Origin of the sequence: Flavobacterium flavigenum (assembly GCF_027111255.2) — a bacterium.
Lineage (GTDB): Bacteria > Bacteroidota > Bacteroidia > Flavobacteriales > Flavobacteriaceae > Flavobacterium > Flavobacterium flavigenum.
This window is the reverse complement of the sequence record NZ_CP114285.2, coordinates 4,521,521-4,540,252: the sequence shown is the minus strand read 5'-3', so window position 1 is coordinate 4,540,252 and position 18,732 is coordinate 4,521,521. Positions and strand designations below refer to the sequence as shown.

Below are 18,732 nucleotides of genomic sequence, written 5' to 3'. Positions count from 1 at the left end.
ACATTTGATTAAGGAACTAAAAACTTAATTGTTTTTACTCCCTCCACAGATTCAACTTTACCAATATAAATTCCTTTTGTTTTTGGCAATTCTACATCTGAATCATTGCTTATGCTGGTTGATTTAAGCACTTGTTTTCCGTTTAAATCATAGATTTTGATTTTACTGTTTTCCGGTGCATTTTCTATCTTCATAAAACCATCTTTTACCATCCATTTTAATTGGCTTTTTGAAAAATCATCAGTACCCAGACTAGTTGCAGGAAGAGCAACTCCATGAATTCTGACATCCGAAAGACAAATTCTCTTTCCGGTAGTAGCTGCTGCAGTATTGTACCATGGATAAACACGAACTTTTAAGGTTTTTCCATAAGGTATTTTAAGTACCGGAATTTTTGAGACAGCATACATTGTATTTGATGTCATACTCGTCAACTCTCCAACAACAGATGTGGTTACAAAATCATCCGTAGAATATGAAATACGGCATCTCATACCGTTTCCTCCTGCTGCACCAACATATAGACTTATTAAATCAACATTTAATTCTGTTCCTGCAGCAGGAGAAATTCCGAACTGAGTATAACGTGTTGACACCTCATCAATTTCTCCGGCAGGCCAACTGCCTCCTGGTGGTTCATTCCTTTGAGTTTTTCTTGTCGTGTCATAACCGCTTCCCGCCGGCCATGTCGTGCTTGCAGTTTGAGAATTGGCAGGCGCTGCATAAGACTGAACTGACATACCTGTCTGTGACTGGTCCAAAGCAACGGCTGGTCCTTGTAAAACATAAGTATCATTAGCAGTTAATCCCCAGATAAGGTTCACTTCAGTACCTCCTGTTAATGTAATAAAATTAGCTTTTAGCGGAACTGTTTTTGTTACGCTTCCGTTTGTTACTGTAAGTGTCCCTGTTTTATTACCTCCAACAGATTGTGTTGCTGAAATATAAAACTTTGTAAAAGCAAGATTTCCACCAGTATAGTTCATATTGATAGTAGAACTAAAAGTATCCGTTTTGTTTGGTGCAATTAAAAAACCATTATCAACAGAAAGCGTAAATGTTCCTGTAGCTGGTAAAAGGTCAAAACCTGTAATAGTTACTTCTTTCGTAAGGGTCTGACCGGTATAGGCATCCCCAAAATCACAATTAGTCGGATTGATTAAAACATCTGTTGATGTATTGATATTAGATGCTAAAATATTTTGTTTAACCATTTCCTGAGCGCATAATCTTGCGGTTAGTGTCCCTAACAACGCTGTTGGATGTGTAGAATCTGCAGAAACGTAAAGCTGGGCAGTACTGGCAGCATCTCCATAAGATTCAACTAAGGTTTTGGTTAAGGTAGTCAAATCGATAAGCTGTACGCCTTTTTCTGTTGCAACTTCTTTCATAGCATAAGCATAATCATAAGTATGGTCTGTTGCCGGAAGGCTAAAGTCCGGACCTAAATCATGAAGTCCTTTACGAGTAATTGTGCCTCCACTAAAATATTTTCTACACATAGACGTGGCCAAGATAGGAGTAGCATTCAAAGCACGCGTTTCATCAATATACTTTCTAAGATAATCTTTATAAGTTGTTTGCGGATTTGTACCTCTATAATCTGTTCCGTTAAGAGGATTGGCAGGATCTGTTCCGCCGTCAAGCCCTCCGTTTTTCTCGTCATTATGAGCAAACTGAATGATGACATAATCTCCGGCTTTTATCTGTTGCTTTACGGTTGTCCAATACGGAGCTTCCATATAAAAACTTTTACTGCTGGCTCCATTTTTTGCGCGATTATTAACTGTAACTCCTGAATTGAAAAACTGCTGGAACATCATTCCCCAGCCTCTTATATCTGAAGTACTTTCGTCATAATTTGCCATTGTAGAATCGCCAATAGTGTGAAGCGTAATTTGTGCATTTGCCGAGATGATGCTGTAAAAAAATAAAGCAACAACAAATAATTTTGATAAAACTAATTTCATTTTTGGATTTTATTTTGTAATTATTGTGTATATGAAAAACATATATTTTTTTGTGGTATTGGTTTAATGTAATAAGTTTATAATCTTACTTTTTATAAATCTTGACAGCTCCTTGTTTTCCACTGATTTTATAACGAACAATGTAGATTCCGTTTTTCAGATTATTCAGATTTATTTCTGTAACGGCAGATTTTGTACGATAAACGCGTTGTCCTGCAAGATTGTAAACATCAAGATCCTCAATAATACCGTTTACTTTCAACATACCATACTCCAGAAAAACATTTTCATCTAAACCCAGACTTCCCGAATTTACTGTAATTGATCCTGTGCCCGTAAGCAGTCCCGGATGTGTAATGGAATTGTATGTTCCGTTTGCCAGCTGCGTTTCGTTTAGCGTAAATTTCTTAACTGCAACGGCAACGTTTAATACCGCTGAAGCAGAAGAACCGGTTATATTCATATTTAATTCGTCTCCGGCACATTTTACATGATTGAAAATAGCTTTGTTATTGAAAGCCAGATTGATTATCCCTTTACCGAAAGCATTTTCAACAGTTCCGTTGACTGCAGATGAACCTCCAGCATTTGCAGCAGCAAAAGTCAAATCCCAGATTCCTGTAAAATTACTGTTATCTCCTCCTAATTTTACCGTTGCTGCACTTGCAAAATCCCTTATGTTGCGAACAATAATTTTACTGCTTCCTGAAAATGTTCCCGGTAAATCCATTGTGTTTCCTGCCACATTATTACTACTCATAGTTAGGGAAACATCTCCCTCTAAAACAATTGGGGCATTCAGATAGAAACCTGTACCACTTGTTGCATATGTTATAGTAGATCCCTGAGCCATTCTTACCGGCCCTAAACATTTGGAATCTTTTATTTGTCTCAAACGAATTGTTCCACCTGTTTTTACATACATATCCCCTTCAAATGTGGTGAGTGTGGTTTCAATAGTGATACCGCTGTTCACATTCACTTTTTCACCTGCTTTTGGTAATAAGGCCGGAGAATATTTCGTTACATCATCCCAAAGTCCGCCTAAGAAACCAAACTCACTTGGTCTTCCGATAATTATTTTACCTGTTCCACTAATTGTGGATGCATTTGTAGCAGCTGTATAAATACCAACTGGCTGTAAGACACCATCAATATACCATTCATTAATTGTGATATCCTGATTCAGAACAACAGAAGCTGTTCCTTCTGTATAAAGTGCTGTTTTCACATCAACTGCAGTACTCAAATCAACAGTTAGTTTTCCATTCGTTTTTACGGTTATTTTTGGTGATTTTCCTAATGAATTGGCAATTTTAGCCTGAAGTTCGCCTGTCTGAATAACTAAATTCCCTATGTAACCTGAATTATTACTATTGAACTGAACTATTCCTGAACCGCTTTTAGTTATCTGGTGGACACCGCTTATTATAGCTGTCAGATTCAGGTTAGCAGAACTGTTAATTGTGACATCTCCTTTAGTCTTGATATTTCCTGATAAAGATACACTGGTAGTAGTGGAAATTGATGCCTGGTTAAGTGTAAGCAAGGTTGTTGAACTATTGGCAGAAACATCAATTGCTGCTCCGTTCAATAAATTCAAATCCGCGGCAAAATTTCCGCCATTAGCACTTATTGTAAAATTTCCGTCAACATTTGCAGCTTCTGATGCGACCGGTACAATATTCGGATTCCAGTTATCTGCCTCAAGCCATCCGGTATTCGCAGCACCCCCATCCCAATTATAGACAGTAACCGTTGGAGCTATTGCTGTAGGATCCCAATTGTCAGTACCTGCCAGTACAATTTTTGGCTCATATAAATTGGCTTCCGTCAGATCTGCTAAAGGTCGAATACCTACCCAGTTTGCTCTTCCGCTCATATCAGCACCAGGACCAGTATTCATCCACTCATACAATTTAAGTCTTGAGTCAGTATCGGCATAAGCCATATTCCATTTATCTCCCCAGCCCAGAGGATCGATTTCTGCGGGCATTGTACAATAGAGCCACGTAACTTTTGGATATTGATGCCATGGGCGTCCGAATTTAATTTTCATACCATCATCACCTAATCTCGGACTATTTGGCTGATATGTTAAATTACATTTATAAAATACAAAACCGTAAGTCTGCGACTCTTCACTTGAAGGCGCTGTTATCCATGCCCCACCGAAGCTTCTAATCTCACATTCGTTAAAAACGCCAACTCCACGACCATAGATATAATCAGTACGCCCCAGAATCATACAGGATTTGAAATAAGCCCGTGAAGTTTCGGCTGTCCAGAAATAAATAGTATCCTGATAAGCCGCTATATCACAATTGACAAATATATTCCGGTCTGCACGAAGTGTCAGTGCCTGTGCCTGTCCAACTGGTCCGGCGGTATTTCGGATAGTTATGTTTTCTGCCCTGAAATCATTTGCCATAATAGTAAGTGTTGCTGCCGTTGCCACTAAATTTGTATTTGACGCCCAAAGTGCTACTTTAGCATCAGGACACAGACCGTCACCTCCATCATTACAATTATAAATATCATAAGAGATAATAGTTTCTGTCCTGCTCTCCCCAATTAGGGTTAAATTGGTTTTATTGGCAGGAATTAATAGTTTTTCCTTGTCGTACAAACCTCTTTTTACATAAATAATAGTTGGCGTTCCGGCAGGTGCGGCATCAATTGCAGCCTGTATTGAAGTAAAATTTCCGGATCCATTAATATCTACTACAATATCCGGGCTAAAGCTCTGCGCGGTACCTGTATTAAAAAATAGAAGTCCTATAAACAGAAGGACAAAAAAGTCGAGTTTTTTCATAAAGTTAGATAGTTAGTTATTGGTTGTTTCGTAAAGTTTCTTACTAATTAATAAAATTCATCATTTATAACAGATTACATATTTTATGCATTGATAAAAAATCAATACTGTATTTTTAATGCCAATTTTTTAATTAATTAATACCTTGCGTCAAAACTATTTCAATAAAAGAATAATGGCTTTCAAATTTTGGTCATTTACTTCCACTTTTTTATCATTAGCTGTGTTTGATGGGGTTCTGATTGCCAATTTTTATTTTTAAAGTTATTTTTATGCAGTAATTAAATTGAAAAAGACTAATCAATACAATAGTTTTTCTTTTAAATACAAACTAAACTTTACTACACCAAACTAAAACCAGAATTACGAATGAAGAACCTTTTACCGGTTAAACTTTTAATTGCACTTTTATCTGTTATTTTCTTCAGCAAAACATCTGCACAAGTAAAATGTAAAATAGAAAATTATGCCACAGAGGACGGGCTTTCTCATGATGTCATCAGAGATATTATAAAAGACAAGGAAGGTTTTATGTGGTTTGCTACGTGGAATGGCATCAACAGGTTTGACGGAAAAAATTTCGTAACCTATAAAGCTATTGCTGGGGACAATAGCAACCTGAGTAATAACAGAATCGATATTATAAAAGAAGATGCTTTTGGATATATCTGGCTCAGAGTATATGATAATCAGATTTACAGATTTGATAAACGAACTGAAACATTTCTTTCTATTGCAGCTATTTTAGGAACCACCAAAATTGAATTTGACAATATTATTACTGACAATAAAGGCAATGTCTGGCTGACAACTATTGGCAACGGTGTTTTTTTAGCACAAAAAAAAGCGAATAAGCAAATTCAGATTACTCATTTCGAACAAAATTCAAAAAACAATTCTTATTTATCTTCCAACAATCTAAATTTTATTTTTAAAGACACTGATCATTCTGTCTGGATAGGTTCTGAAAAAGGGTTAGACAATATCTCAAATTCTAAACAAGGATATAAAAGCAATACTATCTTAAAAAACAATAATGTAAAATGCTGTTTGATAAAAGACAATAGTGCCTGGTTTGGAACTGACGAAGGTGATTTAATTCATTATAATAAAATTCAAAAGAAGCATAAAAAAACAACGATTGCAAAAACAGCTATCAACGCTATAATAAAGTCCAAAAACGAGAACTTATTAATAATTACTACTGATGATGGAGAATTGATTACATTTAATACAGTAACATTAAAGATCGAATCTAATCTCAAAGTTTCTGACTCACCGCTGCATCGAATTTATCAGGATAAAAAAGGCTTGTTATGGATTGAACCAGACAAACACGGTGTTTTTATGGTAAAGCCGAAAGAAAGTAAAACTGCTTTTTTTTCTCAGCAGAAAGATGCTTCTTTTTTAAATCTAAAAAATAGTTTTGAGATTTTTGAGGACAATTTCGACAGAGTCTGGGTAAAATTAAAAGGTGGCGGTTTCGGATATTATAACGAAAAAACCAATCGCCTGGATTACTTTTTTAACAATCCTGAAGATGAAAATCAAAAGTTTTCAAATATCGTCACTACTCTGTATTTTGATCCAGTCGGAATTCTCTGGATGAGCACCACCGACAGAGGAATTAATAAAATCATTTTTCAGAAAAATAATTTTCAGCAACAGCTTTTAATACCCAACAGTAAAATCAAAACGGAAAATGAAATCAGAGTCGTCTTTAGCGATAAAAATAACCGGTTATGGCTGTCATCAAAAGCAGGGAAATTAAAAATCTATAAAGGAAACCAAGAATTAATAAACCCGTTTACCAATTACAGAACAGATCAAATTGGTCTTGTATATTGCATCAGAGAAGATTCCAAAGGAAATATATGGCTAGGGACAAAAGGAAATGGCTTATTTAAGGCCATTCCCGTCAATGCGCAAAATTCTCAGTACAAATTAAAGCAGTTTAAAGCTGACAAAAATAATTCCGCAAGTATTAGCAGTAATGAAATCTATTCTGTTTTAGAAGACAAAAAAGGACGAATCTGGATAGGGACGTATGATAACGGAATCAATTTACTGGAAGAAAAAAATGGTGAATATAATTTTATACATCACTTTAAAAACTACCCCGCTATTGAATCCAATAAAGTCAGGTATTTAACTGATGGTTATAAAGGTCAGATCTGGGTTGCCACAACAAATGGATTAGTGACATTTAATCCTGGGGATTACAATCCTGCAAAAATAAAATTCCACAGATATGAAAAAACTCCTTCAGACAAATTCAGTCTTGGCAGTAATGATGTATTGTTTATCTTCAAAGATTCGGCTAAGAAAATGTGGATTTCAACGGCTGGCGGCGGACTCAGTCAGGTTATTGAAAAAAGGAATGGTTTAAAATTTAAAAACTTTACAAAAGACGATGGCTTACCAAGTGATTTTATTCTGAGCATGGCAGAAGATGATCAGAAAAACCTATGGCTTGCAACGGAAAACGGCATTTCTAAATTCAATTTACAAGATCATATTTTTAAAAATTATGATTCTTATGATGGTTTAGTTAAAACTGGTTTTTCTGAATCTGCCGGAATAAAATTACTGAATGGCAACTTAGTTTTCGGTAACAGAAATGGTTATTTGACTTTCAATCCAAAAAAAATAGAAAACCAAAAAACCAATACAAAAATGGTTTTTACGGGCTTTGAAATCAACAATAAAAACTCAAATGTAAAATCGGCAGAATATCCTTTAGAAAGTGATATTAATTACACCAACAATATTCAGTTAAACTATACCGAAAACACTATTAGCATCTATTACACTGTATTAGATTACGTATCAAATAATAAACAATTGTATGCTTACCGGTTAAAAGGCCTTGATGATACATGGCATGAGGTCAAAAACCAAAAAAAAGCAACCTTTACCAATTTGCCGCCTGGAGATTATACGTTTGAAGTAAAATGCTTAAATAGAGAATTGTACACTGCTACTCCACACAAGAACTTAACTTTTACGATTGCCCCTCCCTTTTGGAGAACCAATTTTGCTTATTTTTTATATGTAATCCTTATTCTGTTATTGCTCGAAACCGGCAGAAGGATAGCTTTTTCAATGATTCGTCTGCGAAACAAAATTATTGTAGAACAAAAAATGACAGAGCTAAAACTGAGTTTCTTCACAAATATTTCTCACGAATTAAGAACTCCTCTCACCTTAATTGTTAACCCTATAAATGAAATCGCTAAAAGCAAAAATTTAACTCCTTTAGAAAGTGAATATATAGAGACCGTACGAAAAAACACAAACAGACTTGTACGATTTGTGAATCAGCTGCTGGATTTTAGAAAAGTACAAAGCGGCAAAGAAGAACTTAATATTGAACCTGTTGAAATGGTCTCTTTTGTAAACGAAATAAATACTTTATTTTCTCAGGCAGCATATGAAAAAAATATAAAAATTAAGACAGAATGCAATTCTGAAACCCTTATTGTAAATCTGGATAAAGAAAAAATGGATATCATTATTTATAATTTGTTGTCTAATGCAATTAAATTTTCTCCCAGCAACAGCATTATTACAGTTGAAGTGAAATTAGAAAATAATACTGTTTTAAAAATCAATGTTTCAGATCAGGGCTCCGGTGTTGATGAAAGCAAGCTGAAGGATATTTTTAAACTATATTACGAAACAGATTCCGGCAAAAATAAAAACGTAGGAACTGGCATTGGTCTTGCTCTTTGTAAAGAATATGTGCAATTGCATCAGGGTAGCATTTATGCCTTCAATAATGAAAAGGGAGGCCTAACCGTTTCTGTAGTAATTGATTTAAAACAGGGAATTTTCCAAAACAACAGCTATAATAAAAACTTATCCAAACATAAATTAGTGGAACATTCAATTGACAATAAAAAAATCAGTCAAAATCAGGTTTTACAGGATAATTCAGATGCAACTTTACCTGTAATTCTTATTGTAGAAGATAATTATGAATTAAGGTCATTTTTAAAAAATCAACTGCAGCATTTTTATCAAATACTGGAAGCTGAAAATGGAAAAGAAGGTTTGGTAATTGCTTCAAACAAGCTTCCGGATTTAATTTTAAGTGATGTAATGATGCCTGAAATGGATGGGATTGAATTGCTCGATGCGTTAAAAAATAAAATGGAGACCAGTCACATTCCGGTCATTTTATTAACTGCAAAATCATCTGTTCAAAGTAAAATAGAAGGTTTGCACTATGGAGCAGATTATTACATTACGAAACCTTTTGATACTGATTTTTTGATTGCTTCCATTCAAAATTTAATTAAATCGAGAAAGAAAATTTTCGAACAATTACAATCGAATTTGAAAACAATCGAATTACAACCCGGGGAAATTATCATTACAACCAAAGACGAGCAATTCTTAAAAGATATTATTGCTATTGTCGAAGATGGTATGACCAATCCAAAATTCAATATTGATGTAATTGCAAATACATTGAATATGTCAAGAGTAACATTCAACAGAAAATTTAAAAGCCTTACCAATATAACTCCTGTAGAATTTGTCAGTGAAATGCGTCTGAAAAGAGCCAGACAATATCTTGATGCAGGAGAAACTGATATCGCCAATGTTGCCTACAAAGCCGGATTTAATGGTGCAGGCTATTTTAGTACCTGCTTTAAGGAGTACTATAAAATTTCTCCTTCAGATTATTTAAAGCAGAAACAATAAAGCCAAACCAACATTTTTTTCTCTAATGGAAGAGAAAAGAAATAAAGTTAACATATGAAAACAAATAGTTAAATAAATAATAAACTTGCCTTATTTCTGGCTTCAGAACGTTTATAACTTTGGGCTTCCCACATAAAAGCTTAATTTTGCAAATCATAAATATTTGATTATTAACATGACTAAGCTTAAAAACATAAAAGTTGTAGTAAGTGATCTTGACGGAACTTTACTCAACCCTCAACACAGAATTTCAGATTACACTAAATCCATTTTTCAGGAACTTCACAATCAAAATTATCTTATTGTTATTGCTACTGGCCGCCATCATCTTGATGCAATGGCTATAATTGAAACACTTGAAGTACCGGTTTATTTAGTGAGTTCAAACGGAGCCCGAATTCATTCGCCTGAAAAAGAAGAATTGTTTTCGTTCAATTTAGACAGCGAGGTTGTAAAAGCTGCCTTAAATGTTGAAATAGATCCTGAAATCACCGTGGTTTTATTTAAAGAAAATTTTTGGCAGACCAATAAAATAAATGAAAGATTAAATGCTTTTCAGGCCGAATTAAAGTATCGCCCTGAATTGGTTGATTATAAAACCCTGGAAGATTTTGGTGCCATCAAAATTTTCTTCTCATGTGATAATCATGAAAAATTAGTAAAACTGAAAGATGCTGTTTTGGCTAATTCTTCAGAACATCTGCATCACGCTTTCAGTTTACCGACTTGTCTGGAGTTCATGGATAAAGCTGTAGATAAAGCCGTTGCAATCGAAATGGTTCTTGAAAAAGAAGGCTTTACATTGTCTGAAGCCGTTTCATTTGGTGATGGCTTCAACGATGTTCAGATGTTATCCGCATCAGGAAAAGGTTTGATTATGGGAAATGCCCCTGCTCTGTTGAAAGAAACCCTGCCGGATTTAGAAGTTATAAAAACCAATGCAGAAGATGGTGTAGCAAAGTACATCGCTTCCGGAATTTTGAATAAAGAGCTTGTAGAAGGTTAACCTATAAATATATTTTCATCAAATACAGAATCCCTGAAATACTTATTCAGGGATTTTTTTTATTCAATTAGGTATTTTACAAAGAATTTTATAAAAAATCATTTTTTAATAGTTTCGTAATGTACTTTTGTTTTTACAAAAAGTATTATAATGACAAAAAACATTTTTATCCTTATCTTTTCATTTTTTGCAATTATTGGAAATAGCCAAAAACTGAAGTTAGAAGAAATAATGAAAGGCGAATCTTTTATTGGAAATCAACCAACAAACGGGCGCTGGTCTCTGGACGGTAAAAAAATCTATTTTGAATGGAATCCAAAAGATGAATTGGGAGCCAGCACTTATTTCTGGCAAAAAGGAATGGCTAAACCGGAATTGGCGACACCAAAAGAAGCTGCATTTTCTCAACTGGACTTTAAAACAAAGCCAGGGTCAGATACTGTTTATTTTTTAGAAAAAGGAAGTTTATACTCCTATTCAATCCATTCAAAAACTGTAAAAAAACTAATTCAGCAATCTGTTGCATTAAGTAATTTAGAATTAGGCAGCCAGTCCGGAATTCTGTTTTTTGAACAGAATAATAATGTTTTTAAGTTTGATACGAAAGAAGGAACGGTTTTACAAATCACCAATTTTAATAAAGGAAATAAAAAAGAAACAAAACCAGAAAAAGAAACTTTCCTGAATACACAGCAAAAAGAGTTATTTCAATTCATTAGAGATAAAGAAGCTAAGAAGCAATGGAATCTTGCCAAAGCTAAAGCTGTAAAATCTGATTTTGCCAGGGAATATTTTTATGGGAAAGATGATTTTTATAGTTTAAAAGTAAATCCAAATGGCGATTTTGCTACTTTCATGTTAGTAGAAGAGACAGAAGCAAAAAGAGAAAAAATGGAAGTCTTTATCACTGCTGATGGATACAATCAAACCCCTGAAACTAAAGAGAAAGTTTCAACATCTAATTTTGTAAAAACGAAATTCGGAATTTATTCTGTTGCAAAAGATTCTGTTTATTATGTGAATTTTTCAAATTTAAGTCATATTCAGGATACTCCTAAATATTATGAGCAATATGATAACCTGAAAAACAAAGCCAAAGAAGACAAACCAATTGTTGCTCAGGCACCTGTCTATAATCAAAACGGTTCATTAGCCATTGTTGAAATCAGAAGCCAGGATAATAAAGACAGATGGCTGGTAAATCTAAATCTTGATAAAGGAACCTTTGAAGAAATTGAACATCAGCACGACGAAGCCTGGATTGGCGGTCCGGGAATTCCCTCTTATTCATTTGATTCCGGTACTCTTGGCTTTTTGGCAGACAATGAAACTATTTATTATCAGTCTGAAGCTACTGGCTTTTCTCATTTGTACACTTATAATGTAAAAACAAAAAAGAAGAATCAGCTTACCACTGGAAAATGGGAAATTAGGGATGTAACCTTGTCAAAGGACAAAAAAGCATTCTATTTGAGTACCAACACTACACATCCGGGAAACAGAAGTTTTTATAAATTAGCTCTTGCTGATGGTGTTTTGCAACCCATTTTAACCAAAGATGGTGCGCATGAAGTAGTACTTTCACCAGACGAAAAATCACTTTTAGTTCGCTATTCGTATAAAAATATCCCATGGGATTTTTATGTAGCCGAAAATAAAAAGAATACTACATTACAGCAGATTTCATCATCAGTCTCAGAAGATTTTAAAAAGTATCAATGGAGAGAGCCGGAAGTTATTATATTTAAAGCACAGGACGGAACTCCAATAAATGCAAGATTATATATCCCTAAAGCTGAAATTGCGAATAAAGCCGCTATCATTTTCGTTCACGGTGCTGGTTATCTTCAAAATGCCCATAATTTCTGGAGCAATTATTACAGAGAATATATGTTCCATAATCTTTTAACCGATTTAGGTTACACTGTTTTGGATATTGATTACAGAGGAAGCGACGGCTATGGAAGAGATTTCAGAACAGGAATTTACCGCTTTATGGGAGGGAAAGATTTATCTGATCAATTAGATGGTAAAAAAGTATTAGTAGAAAAATATGGTATTGATACAACTAAGGTTGGTATTTACGGCGGCTCTTATGGTGGTTTTATTACGCTGATGGCAATGCTCACCACTCCTGGTGAATTTACTTCTGGAGCTGCACTAAGATCTGTTACAGACTGGGCGCACTACAATCACGGATATACTGGCAATATTTTGAATTTCCCTGAAACAGACCCTGAAGCTTACAAGAAAAGTTCTCCTATTTATTACGCTGATAATCTAAAAGGAAATTTAGTAATGCTGCACGGAATGGTAGACGACAATGTTGAATACAAAGATATTGTACGTTTGTCTCAGCGTTTTATTGAATTAGAAAAAAAGAACTGGAGTCTGGCTTCTTTCCCGGTTGAAGCACATGGTTTTAAAGAAACTTATTCCTGGATAGATGAGTACAGTCGGATCTTAAATTTATTTAACTCGACACTTTTAAAACAATAATTTAGTTAATCGCTTATCGTTGATGGGAATTAATTCTTACATCAAAAACTATAAACTATTAACAATAAACTACCAACAAATAAACATTTGTTTGCTCTTTTAAATAGTTTTAAATTTGCATTCATAAAAACACAACTAAAAGACAATGAGCAATACAATCACAACCACAAATTTCAATTTCCCAAATCAGAAATCAGTGTATAGAGGAAAAGTGAGGGAAGTTTATAATATCAACGACGAACTTTTAGTAATGGTAGCTACTGACAGACTTTCGGCTTTTGATGTGGTTTTGCCAAAAGGAATTCCGTACAAAGGACAAATCCTGAACCAGATTGCTACAAAATTTATGGAATTGACAGAAGATATTGTTCCAAACTGGTTGATTGCAACTCCGGATCCAAACGTTGCTGTAGGACATTTGTGTGAACCATTCAAAGTTGAAATGGTAATTCGAGGTTATCTTTCAGGACACGCAGCGAGAGAATATGCTGCAGGCAGAAGACAAATCTGTGGAGTTACAATGGCTGAAGGTTTAAAAGAAAATGATAAATTCCCTGAACCTATTATCACACCAACGACAAAGGCTGATAATGGTTCGCATGATGAAGATATTTCACGTGAAGACATTCTTGCAAAAGGAATTGTTTCTGAAGAAGATTATATTGTCCTGGAGAAATTTACCCGTGATTTATTTCAGAGAGGAACAGAAATTGCTGCTGAGCGCGGTTTGATTTTAGTGGATACGAAATACGAATTTGGAAAAACGAAAGAAGGTGTTATCGTTTTAATTGATGAAATACATACTCCGGATTCTTCACGTTATTTTTATGCTGACGGATATGCCGAAAGACAGGAAAAAGGTGAAGAACAAAAACAATTATCAAAAGAGTTTGTACGCCGCTGGCTGATCGAAAATGGTTTTCAGGGACAGGAAGGTCAGCAGATTCCTGAAATGACCGATGCTTACATCGAATCAGTGTCCGAAAGATATATCGAATTATACGAGAACATTTTAGGAGAAAAATTCATTAAAGCTGATATTAACAATATTGATCAACGTATTGAAAAAAATGTATTAGAATATCTTAGATCAAGAGAGTAATTTTAGGTTTTAAAATTATTATTTAGAACTATCAACATTATAATTACAAATAAATGCCTTGCCATATAATAGCAAGGCATTTATTATTTTAGCATTAGTGTAAACTTACTACTCTTGCTATTTTCCAGTCATTGTTTACATTTTTCCAAAAGATCATAAATCTTCCGGCCTTTGATTCTGTATTTGCTGGTTCAGTATTGTTATGAAATTCATGCAGGCCAATTTCCAAAGCTCCATAATCTTTTATTGGATACACCTCAACGCTTCCTTTTACTAATTCACGGGTAACTTTCCCACAAACATTTTTCTGAGTACCTTCTATAATATCTTTTTTAGAAGTCATCAGTCCACCTTTGTCATGATAAAATTCAATATCCTCTAAATAAAAATCCCCATATTTCTCAAGATTCTTATCGCAGGAATTATAAAGTCCAAAGAAAATACTGTCCATAATTATAATCTTTTTATAGAGTTCCGGATCGTCCGGTTTATAATTTTTGGTTACAGCATAATCATAATTCTTTTGAGAATTACAACTGTTCAGGCAAAGTATCAACATCAAAACAGTTAAGGTGAGTATTATTTTTTTCATATAAATGTCGCAATTAAATATAGCTTATTTAAGATTAGTCTGAAAATGTAAATTTAAATAAATAAAATCTTGCATTTAAAAAATTTAACAATTACAACGTCTTTTGTAAAATTATCAAAACTACTGTAACGAAAATAATAATTTACCGTCTATATAGATAGCAAACAATTTAAATGGCTTATTTCATTATGTAAATGTTAAGAAATAGTTAAAACATAGTACCTTGTAATACATAATACAAAAATTGGATTACCTTTACATCAGAATTAAAAATCATCATCATTAATCAATCAAAAAACAACAATCATTATGAAAAAATCAATCGTTTATTTAGGAGTAGCTTTAGTAGCTTTTACAAATGTTTCTTTAGCTGCAGATTTTAAATCTTTTAATGGAGAGAAAAAAATTATAACTTCTCCTTACGATGCTTCACCGCTAAATGTGGCAATTTTAAAAGGAGACCTTCAAATCGTTTTGAAATTTATTGAATACGGAGCTGATGTAAATCAAATATCAGAAGACATGACTCCTTTAATGACAGCTGCACGTTACAACAAAGTTGAGATAGTTAAAATCTTATTAGCACAGGGAGCAAAACCAGGTATTAAAAATGAAAAAGGATTTACAGCTTTGAAATATGCACAATTATCTAATGCTACAGAAGTAGCTGCTATTTTGTCAAGTTTGAAGTAAATCAAATAGTTTTAAAAGTTTTGAATTAGTATTTAAAACGGTCTTTGTAACAAAGGCCGTTTTATTTTTTTAGCCCCAATAGTACTGGTATTCTTTTATGATCTCGTTTTTTTGAATAGAATAAAAGATCTAAGGGCAACAGGATGAGCTCATGAAAATCATCCTTTCTTAAACTCAAAAAAGCACCATTAAAAATAATGATGCTTTTTCTTCCCCAAATTAAAATAACCAACTATTACTATTTACTCAATTGGAGCATGCTTTTTACGGTTGAATATCCAGAACAGAATTGGAAAAACCAATAATGTCAAGACTGTTGCGGTAATTAACCCTCCAATAATTACTATCGCTAAAGGTTTTTGTGATTCAGAACCGATTCCCGTAGAAATGGCGGCAGGTAACAGACCTATAGAAGCCATCAATGCAGTCATCACTACGGCCCTGGTTCTGGCTTTTACACCCATAAAAATAGATTCTTCGAGTGAAAACTTAGCCTTTAGATTATGATGAAATTCAGATATCAGGATAACTCCGTTTTGAATACAGATTCCCAGTAAGGCAATAAAACCAACCCCTGCTGATATTCCGAAATTCATTCCGGTTAAATGTAATGCGATGATTCCACCAATAACAGCAAACGGTACATTGGCCAAAACAAGCAGTGAATCTTTAATATTTCCGAATAAGATAAATAACAGGACAAAAATCCCTATTAAACTGATAGGTACCACCTGGGCCAGACGCGCACTGGCACGAACCTGATTTTCAAACTCACCTGTCCAGCCTGTGGTATAGCCTGCAGGCATTTTTACCTGAGCTACTTTTTCCTGCGCTTCCGCAATGGTACTTCCTAAATCACGGTCACGAACAGAGAATTTAACCCCAATGAATCGTTTGGTATTGTCTCTGTAAATGAAAGCAGGTCCGGTAACGGTTTTAATATCACAGATTTCTTTCAACGGAATTTTAGCTCCGCTGATTGTTGGCACTTTTAATTCGGCCAAATCTTCTTCGTCTTTTCTGTATTCTTTAGAAAAACGAACCCTTACATCAAATTTCTTTTCGTCTTCATACTTTTGAGTAGCTGTTTTCCCTCCAAATGCCAGTTCTAAAACCGCCTGAGCGTCACCTAAAGTTACTCCGTAAGCAGCCATTTTTTCTCTGTCCAAAATCACACTGATTTCTGGCTGGCCAACATTTCTCAGAATTCCGACGTCTTTTATACCCGGAATATTTTTGATTTTCGCTAAAACCTCATTTGATAATTCGTCAAGTTTATCCAGATCATCTCCATAAATTTTCACAGCATTTGAAGCTTTGAAACCCGCTACAGATTCGGCTACGTTGTCGATAACCGGTTGTGAATAATTATAGGTAATTCCCTGATGTACTTTTAGTTTTTGATCCATTTCGTTGATCAGCTCATCCATATTGATTTTGCGTGTCCATTCTGATTTTGGTTTCAAATCTACCTGAAGCTGAATAAATCCAAAACCGTTCGGGTCTGTCCCATCGTTGCTTCGGCCGGTTTGCGAAAGCACTTTCTTTACTTCGGGAAAAGTTTCCAGATCTTTTCTGATGACTGCCGCTGTCTGTACACTTTCAGGAAGCGAGGTACTCATTGGCAGTTCTGCTGTTACCCACAATGCGCCTTCGTTCAACTGAGGTAAAAATTCGGTTCCTAAAAATGACGCAGAAAAGAAAGTTACAGCAATAATCGAAATTGAAATAACTAATGATTTTACTTTGTGTTTAAAGGTCCAGGCAAAACCTTTCCCTACAATTCGGTCCCAAAAATTAACGAACGGGTTGTTCTTTTCTTTTACATTTTTATTTAAAAGAATGTGTGACAAAACCGGTACCAGTGTCAAAGTAAAAAGCAAAGCTCCCATTAAGGCGAAACCTAACGTAAAAGCCAAAGGCGAGAACATTTTTCCTTCTACTTTCTGAAAAGAAAATATCGGTAGTAATGCAGTAATGATAATTAACTTAGAAAAGAAGATGGCTTTACCCATTTCTGTTCCGGTTTTCTTAATCAGGCTTCCTTTTGCAATTTTATTGTAAGCCGTCATTCCAAGTTGATGTGCGCGGTGATCCAAAACCACAAACAATCCTTCGACCATCACCACCGCTCCATCAATTATAATCCCGAAATCGACAGCACCCAGACTCAGCAAATTGGCACTCATTCCCATCATTTTCAGGCATAAAAATGCGAATAATAACGAAAGTGGAATCACAATAGAAACCGTAAAAGTAGTCCTCCAGTCGGCCATGAAAAGAAATACAACGCAGGTAACCAGAATAATTCCTTCGAATAAATTGTGCATTACGGTTTCTGTCGTGAAATTCATCAGGTTATCACGATCATAAAAAGTTTCTATTTTAATGTCTTTCGGCAGTACATTTTCATTTAAATCTTTGATTTTATCTTTGATTAACGCTAAAGTTTCCTGTGCATTTTCGCCTTTACGCATCACGACAATTCCTTCAACCGCATCATCATTCTTACCAATACCCGTTTGTCCCACTCTTGGCATGGAGCTTTCGTAAACAGAAGCTACGTTTTTAACCAAAATAGGGTTTCCTCCAGCCTGATCAACAATAATGTTTTCAATGTCTTTTCGGGATTTTAAAAGACCAACCCCACGAACTACAAATGCCTGTCCGTTTTTTTCAATGATATCACCGCCAACATTTAAATTCCCTGCATCAACAGCATTGTAAACCTGAAGCGGTGTAATGTTGTATTTCGCTAATTTAACGGGATCAACACCAACTTCGTATGTTTTAGTCTGACCTCCAAAAACATTCAAATCGGCCACACCAGGAACAGAACGAAGCTGTTTGTCAATCACCCAGTTTTGATACGTTAATAATTCACGGCTGTCACGACTGTCGCTCTTTACAATATACCGAAATATTTCACCAGTTGGACCGTAAGGCGGCTGTACATCGGGTTCTACATCATCCGGCAGTGTCACATTTTTTAGCAAATTATTCACCTGAAAACGCGCAAACGTATCATCTACCCCATCATCAAAAATGATTTTAATAACTGATAATCCAAACATGGTAATACTTCGCACACTTGTCTTTTTCTGAACCGAGTTCATGGAAATTTCGATAGGAGAAGTCACAAAACGTTCTACTTCTTCAGCACTTTTTCCGTTCCATTGTGTAATGATGATAATCTGGGTATTTGTTACATCCGGAAAAGCGTCAATGGGCATATTTTTGAAGGAAATAAATCCTGCAACCGCCAGTAATCCCACCCAAAAAAAGGTGAATGCTTTGTTCTTGAGCGAAAAAGCAATAATATTTCGTATGAATTTGTTCATG

General features: G+C 34.8%; 9 protein-coding genes. 5 read left to right on the top strand and 4 right to left on the bottom strand.

Translation table 11 applies throughout. The features are described from left to right. Positions 1–8: 8 nt before the first annotated feature. Together OZP09_RS18795 and OZP09_RS18790 are read right to left on the bottom strand one after the other, a co-directional pair. Complete coding sequence (locus tag OZP09_RS18795) at positions 9–1,970, bottom strand: GDSL-type esterase/lipase family protein (RefSeq protein WP_269235196.1); 1,962 nt, start codon at positions 1,968–1,970, stop codon at positions 9–11. 85 nt (positions 1,971–2,055) lie between these two features. Further along, on the bottom strand, positions 2,056–4,785 hold the full coding sequence (locus OZP09_RS18790) for a pectinesterase family protein (RefSeq protein WP_269235195.1): 2,730 nt from the start codon (positions 4,783–4,785) through the stop codon (positions 2,056–2,058). A 369-nt stretch (positions 4,786–5,154) separates the two neighbouring features. On the opposite strand from OZP09_RS18790, the gene OZP09_RS18785 reads away from it, so the two are divergent. From OZP09_RS18785 to OZP09_RS18770, 4 genes are all read left to right on the top strand, one after another. After that, entirely contained in the window at positions 5,155–9,498 is a 4,344-nt protein-coding gene (locus OZP09_RS18785) for a hybrid sensor histidine kinase/response regulator transcription factor (RefSeq protein ID WP_281309813.1), read from the top strand. 175 nt (positions 9,499–9,673) lie between these two features. Then, the gene (locus OZP09_RS18780; RefSeq protein WP_269235188.1) at positions 9,674–10,504 is read left to right on the top strand and encodes a Cof-type HAD-IIB family hydrolase; all 831 of its coding nucleotides are present in this window, start codon (positions 9,674–9,676) and stop codon (positions 10,502–10,504) included. Between the two features lie 150 nt (positions 10,505–10,654). Next, positions 10,655–13,003, top strand: a complete 2,349-nt coding sequence (locus tag OZP09_RS18775) for a S9 family peptidase (RefSeq protein WP_281309812.1) — start codon at positions 10,655–10,657, stop codon at positions 13,001–13,003. Between the two features lie 145 nt (positions 13,004–13,148). Further along, the gene (locus OZP09_RS18770) at positions 13,149–14,105 is read left to right on the top strand and encodes a phosphoribosylaminoimidazolesuccinocarboxamide synthase (RefSeq protein WP_269235185.1); all 957 of its coding nucleotides are present in this window, start codon (positions 13,149–13,151) and stop codon (positions 14,103–14,105) included. A 94-nt stretch (positions 14,106–14,199) separates the two neighbouring features. Here OZP09_RS18770 and OZP09_RS18765 read toward each other — a convergent pair whose 3' ends face one another. Beyond that, entirely contained in the window at positions 14,200–14,697 is a 498-nt protein-coding gene (locus OZP09_RS18765) for a nuclear transport factor 2 family protein (RefSeq protein WP_269235184.1), read from the bottom strand. 309 nt (positions 14,698–15,006) lie between these two features. Between OZP09_RS18765 and OZP09_RS18760 the strand changes: the two genes are divergently transcribed. Next, positions 15,007–15,390, top strand: a complete 384-nt coding sequence (locus tag OZP09_RS18760) for an ankyrin repeat domain-containing protein (RefSeq protein WP_269235183.1) — start codon at positions 15,007–15,009, stop codon at positions 15,388–15,390. Between the two features lie 242 nt (positions 15,391–15,632). On the opposite strand, the gene OZP09_RS18755 is transcribed toward OZP09_RS18760, so the two are convergent. Further along, positions 15,633–18,731, bottom strand: a complete 3,099-nt coding sequence (locus tag OZP09_RS18755) for an efflux RND transporter permease subunit (RefSeq protein WP_269235182.1) — start codon at positions 18,729–18,731, stop codon at positions 15,633–15,635. Position 18,732: the final 1 nt, after the last annotated feature.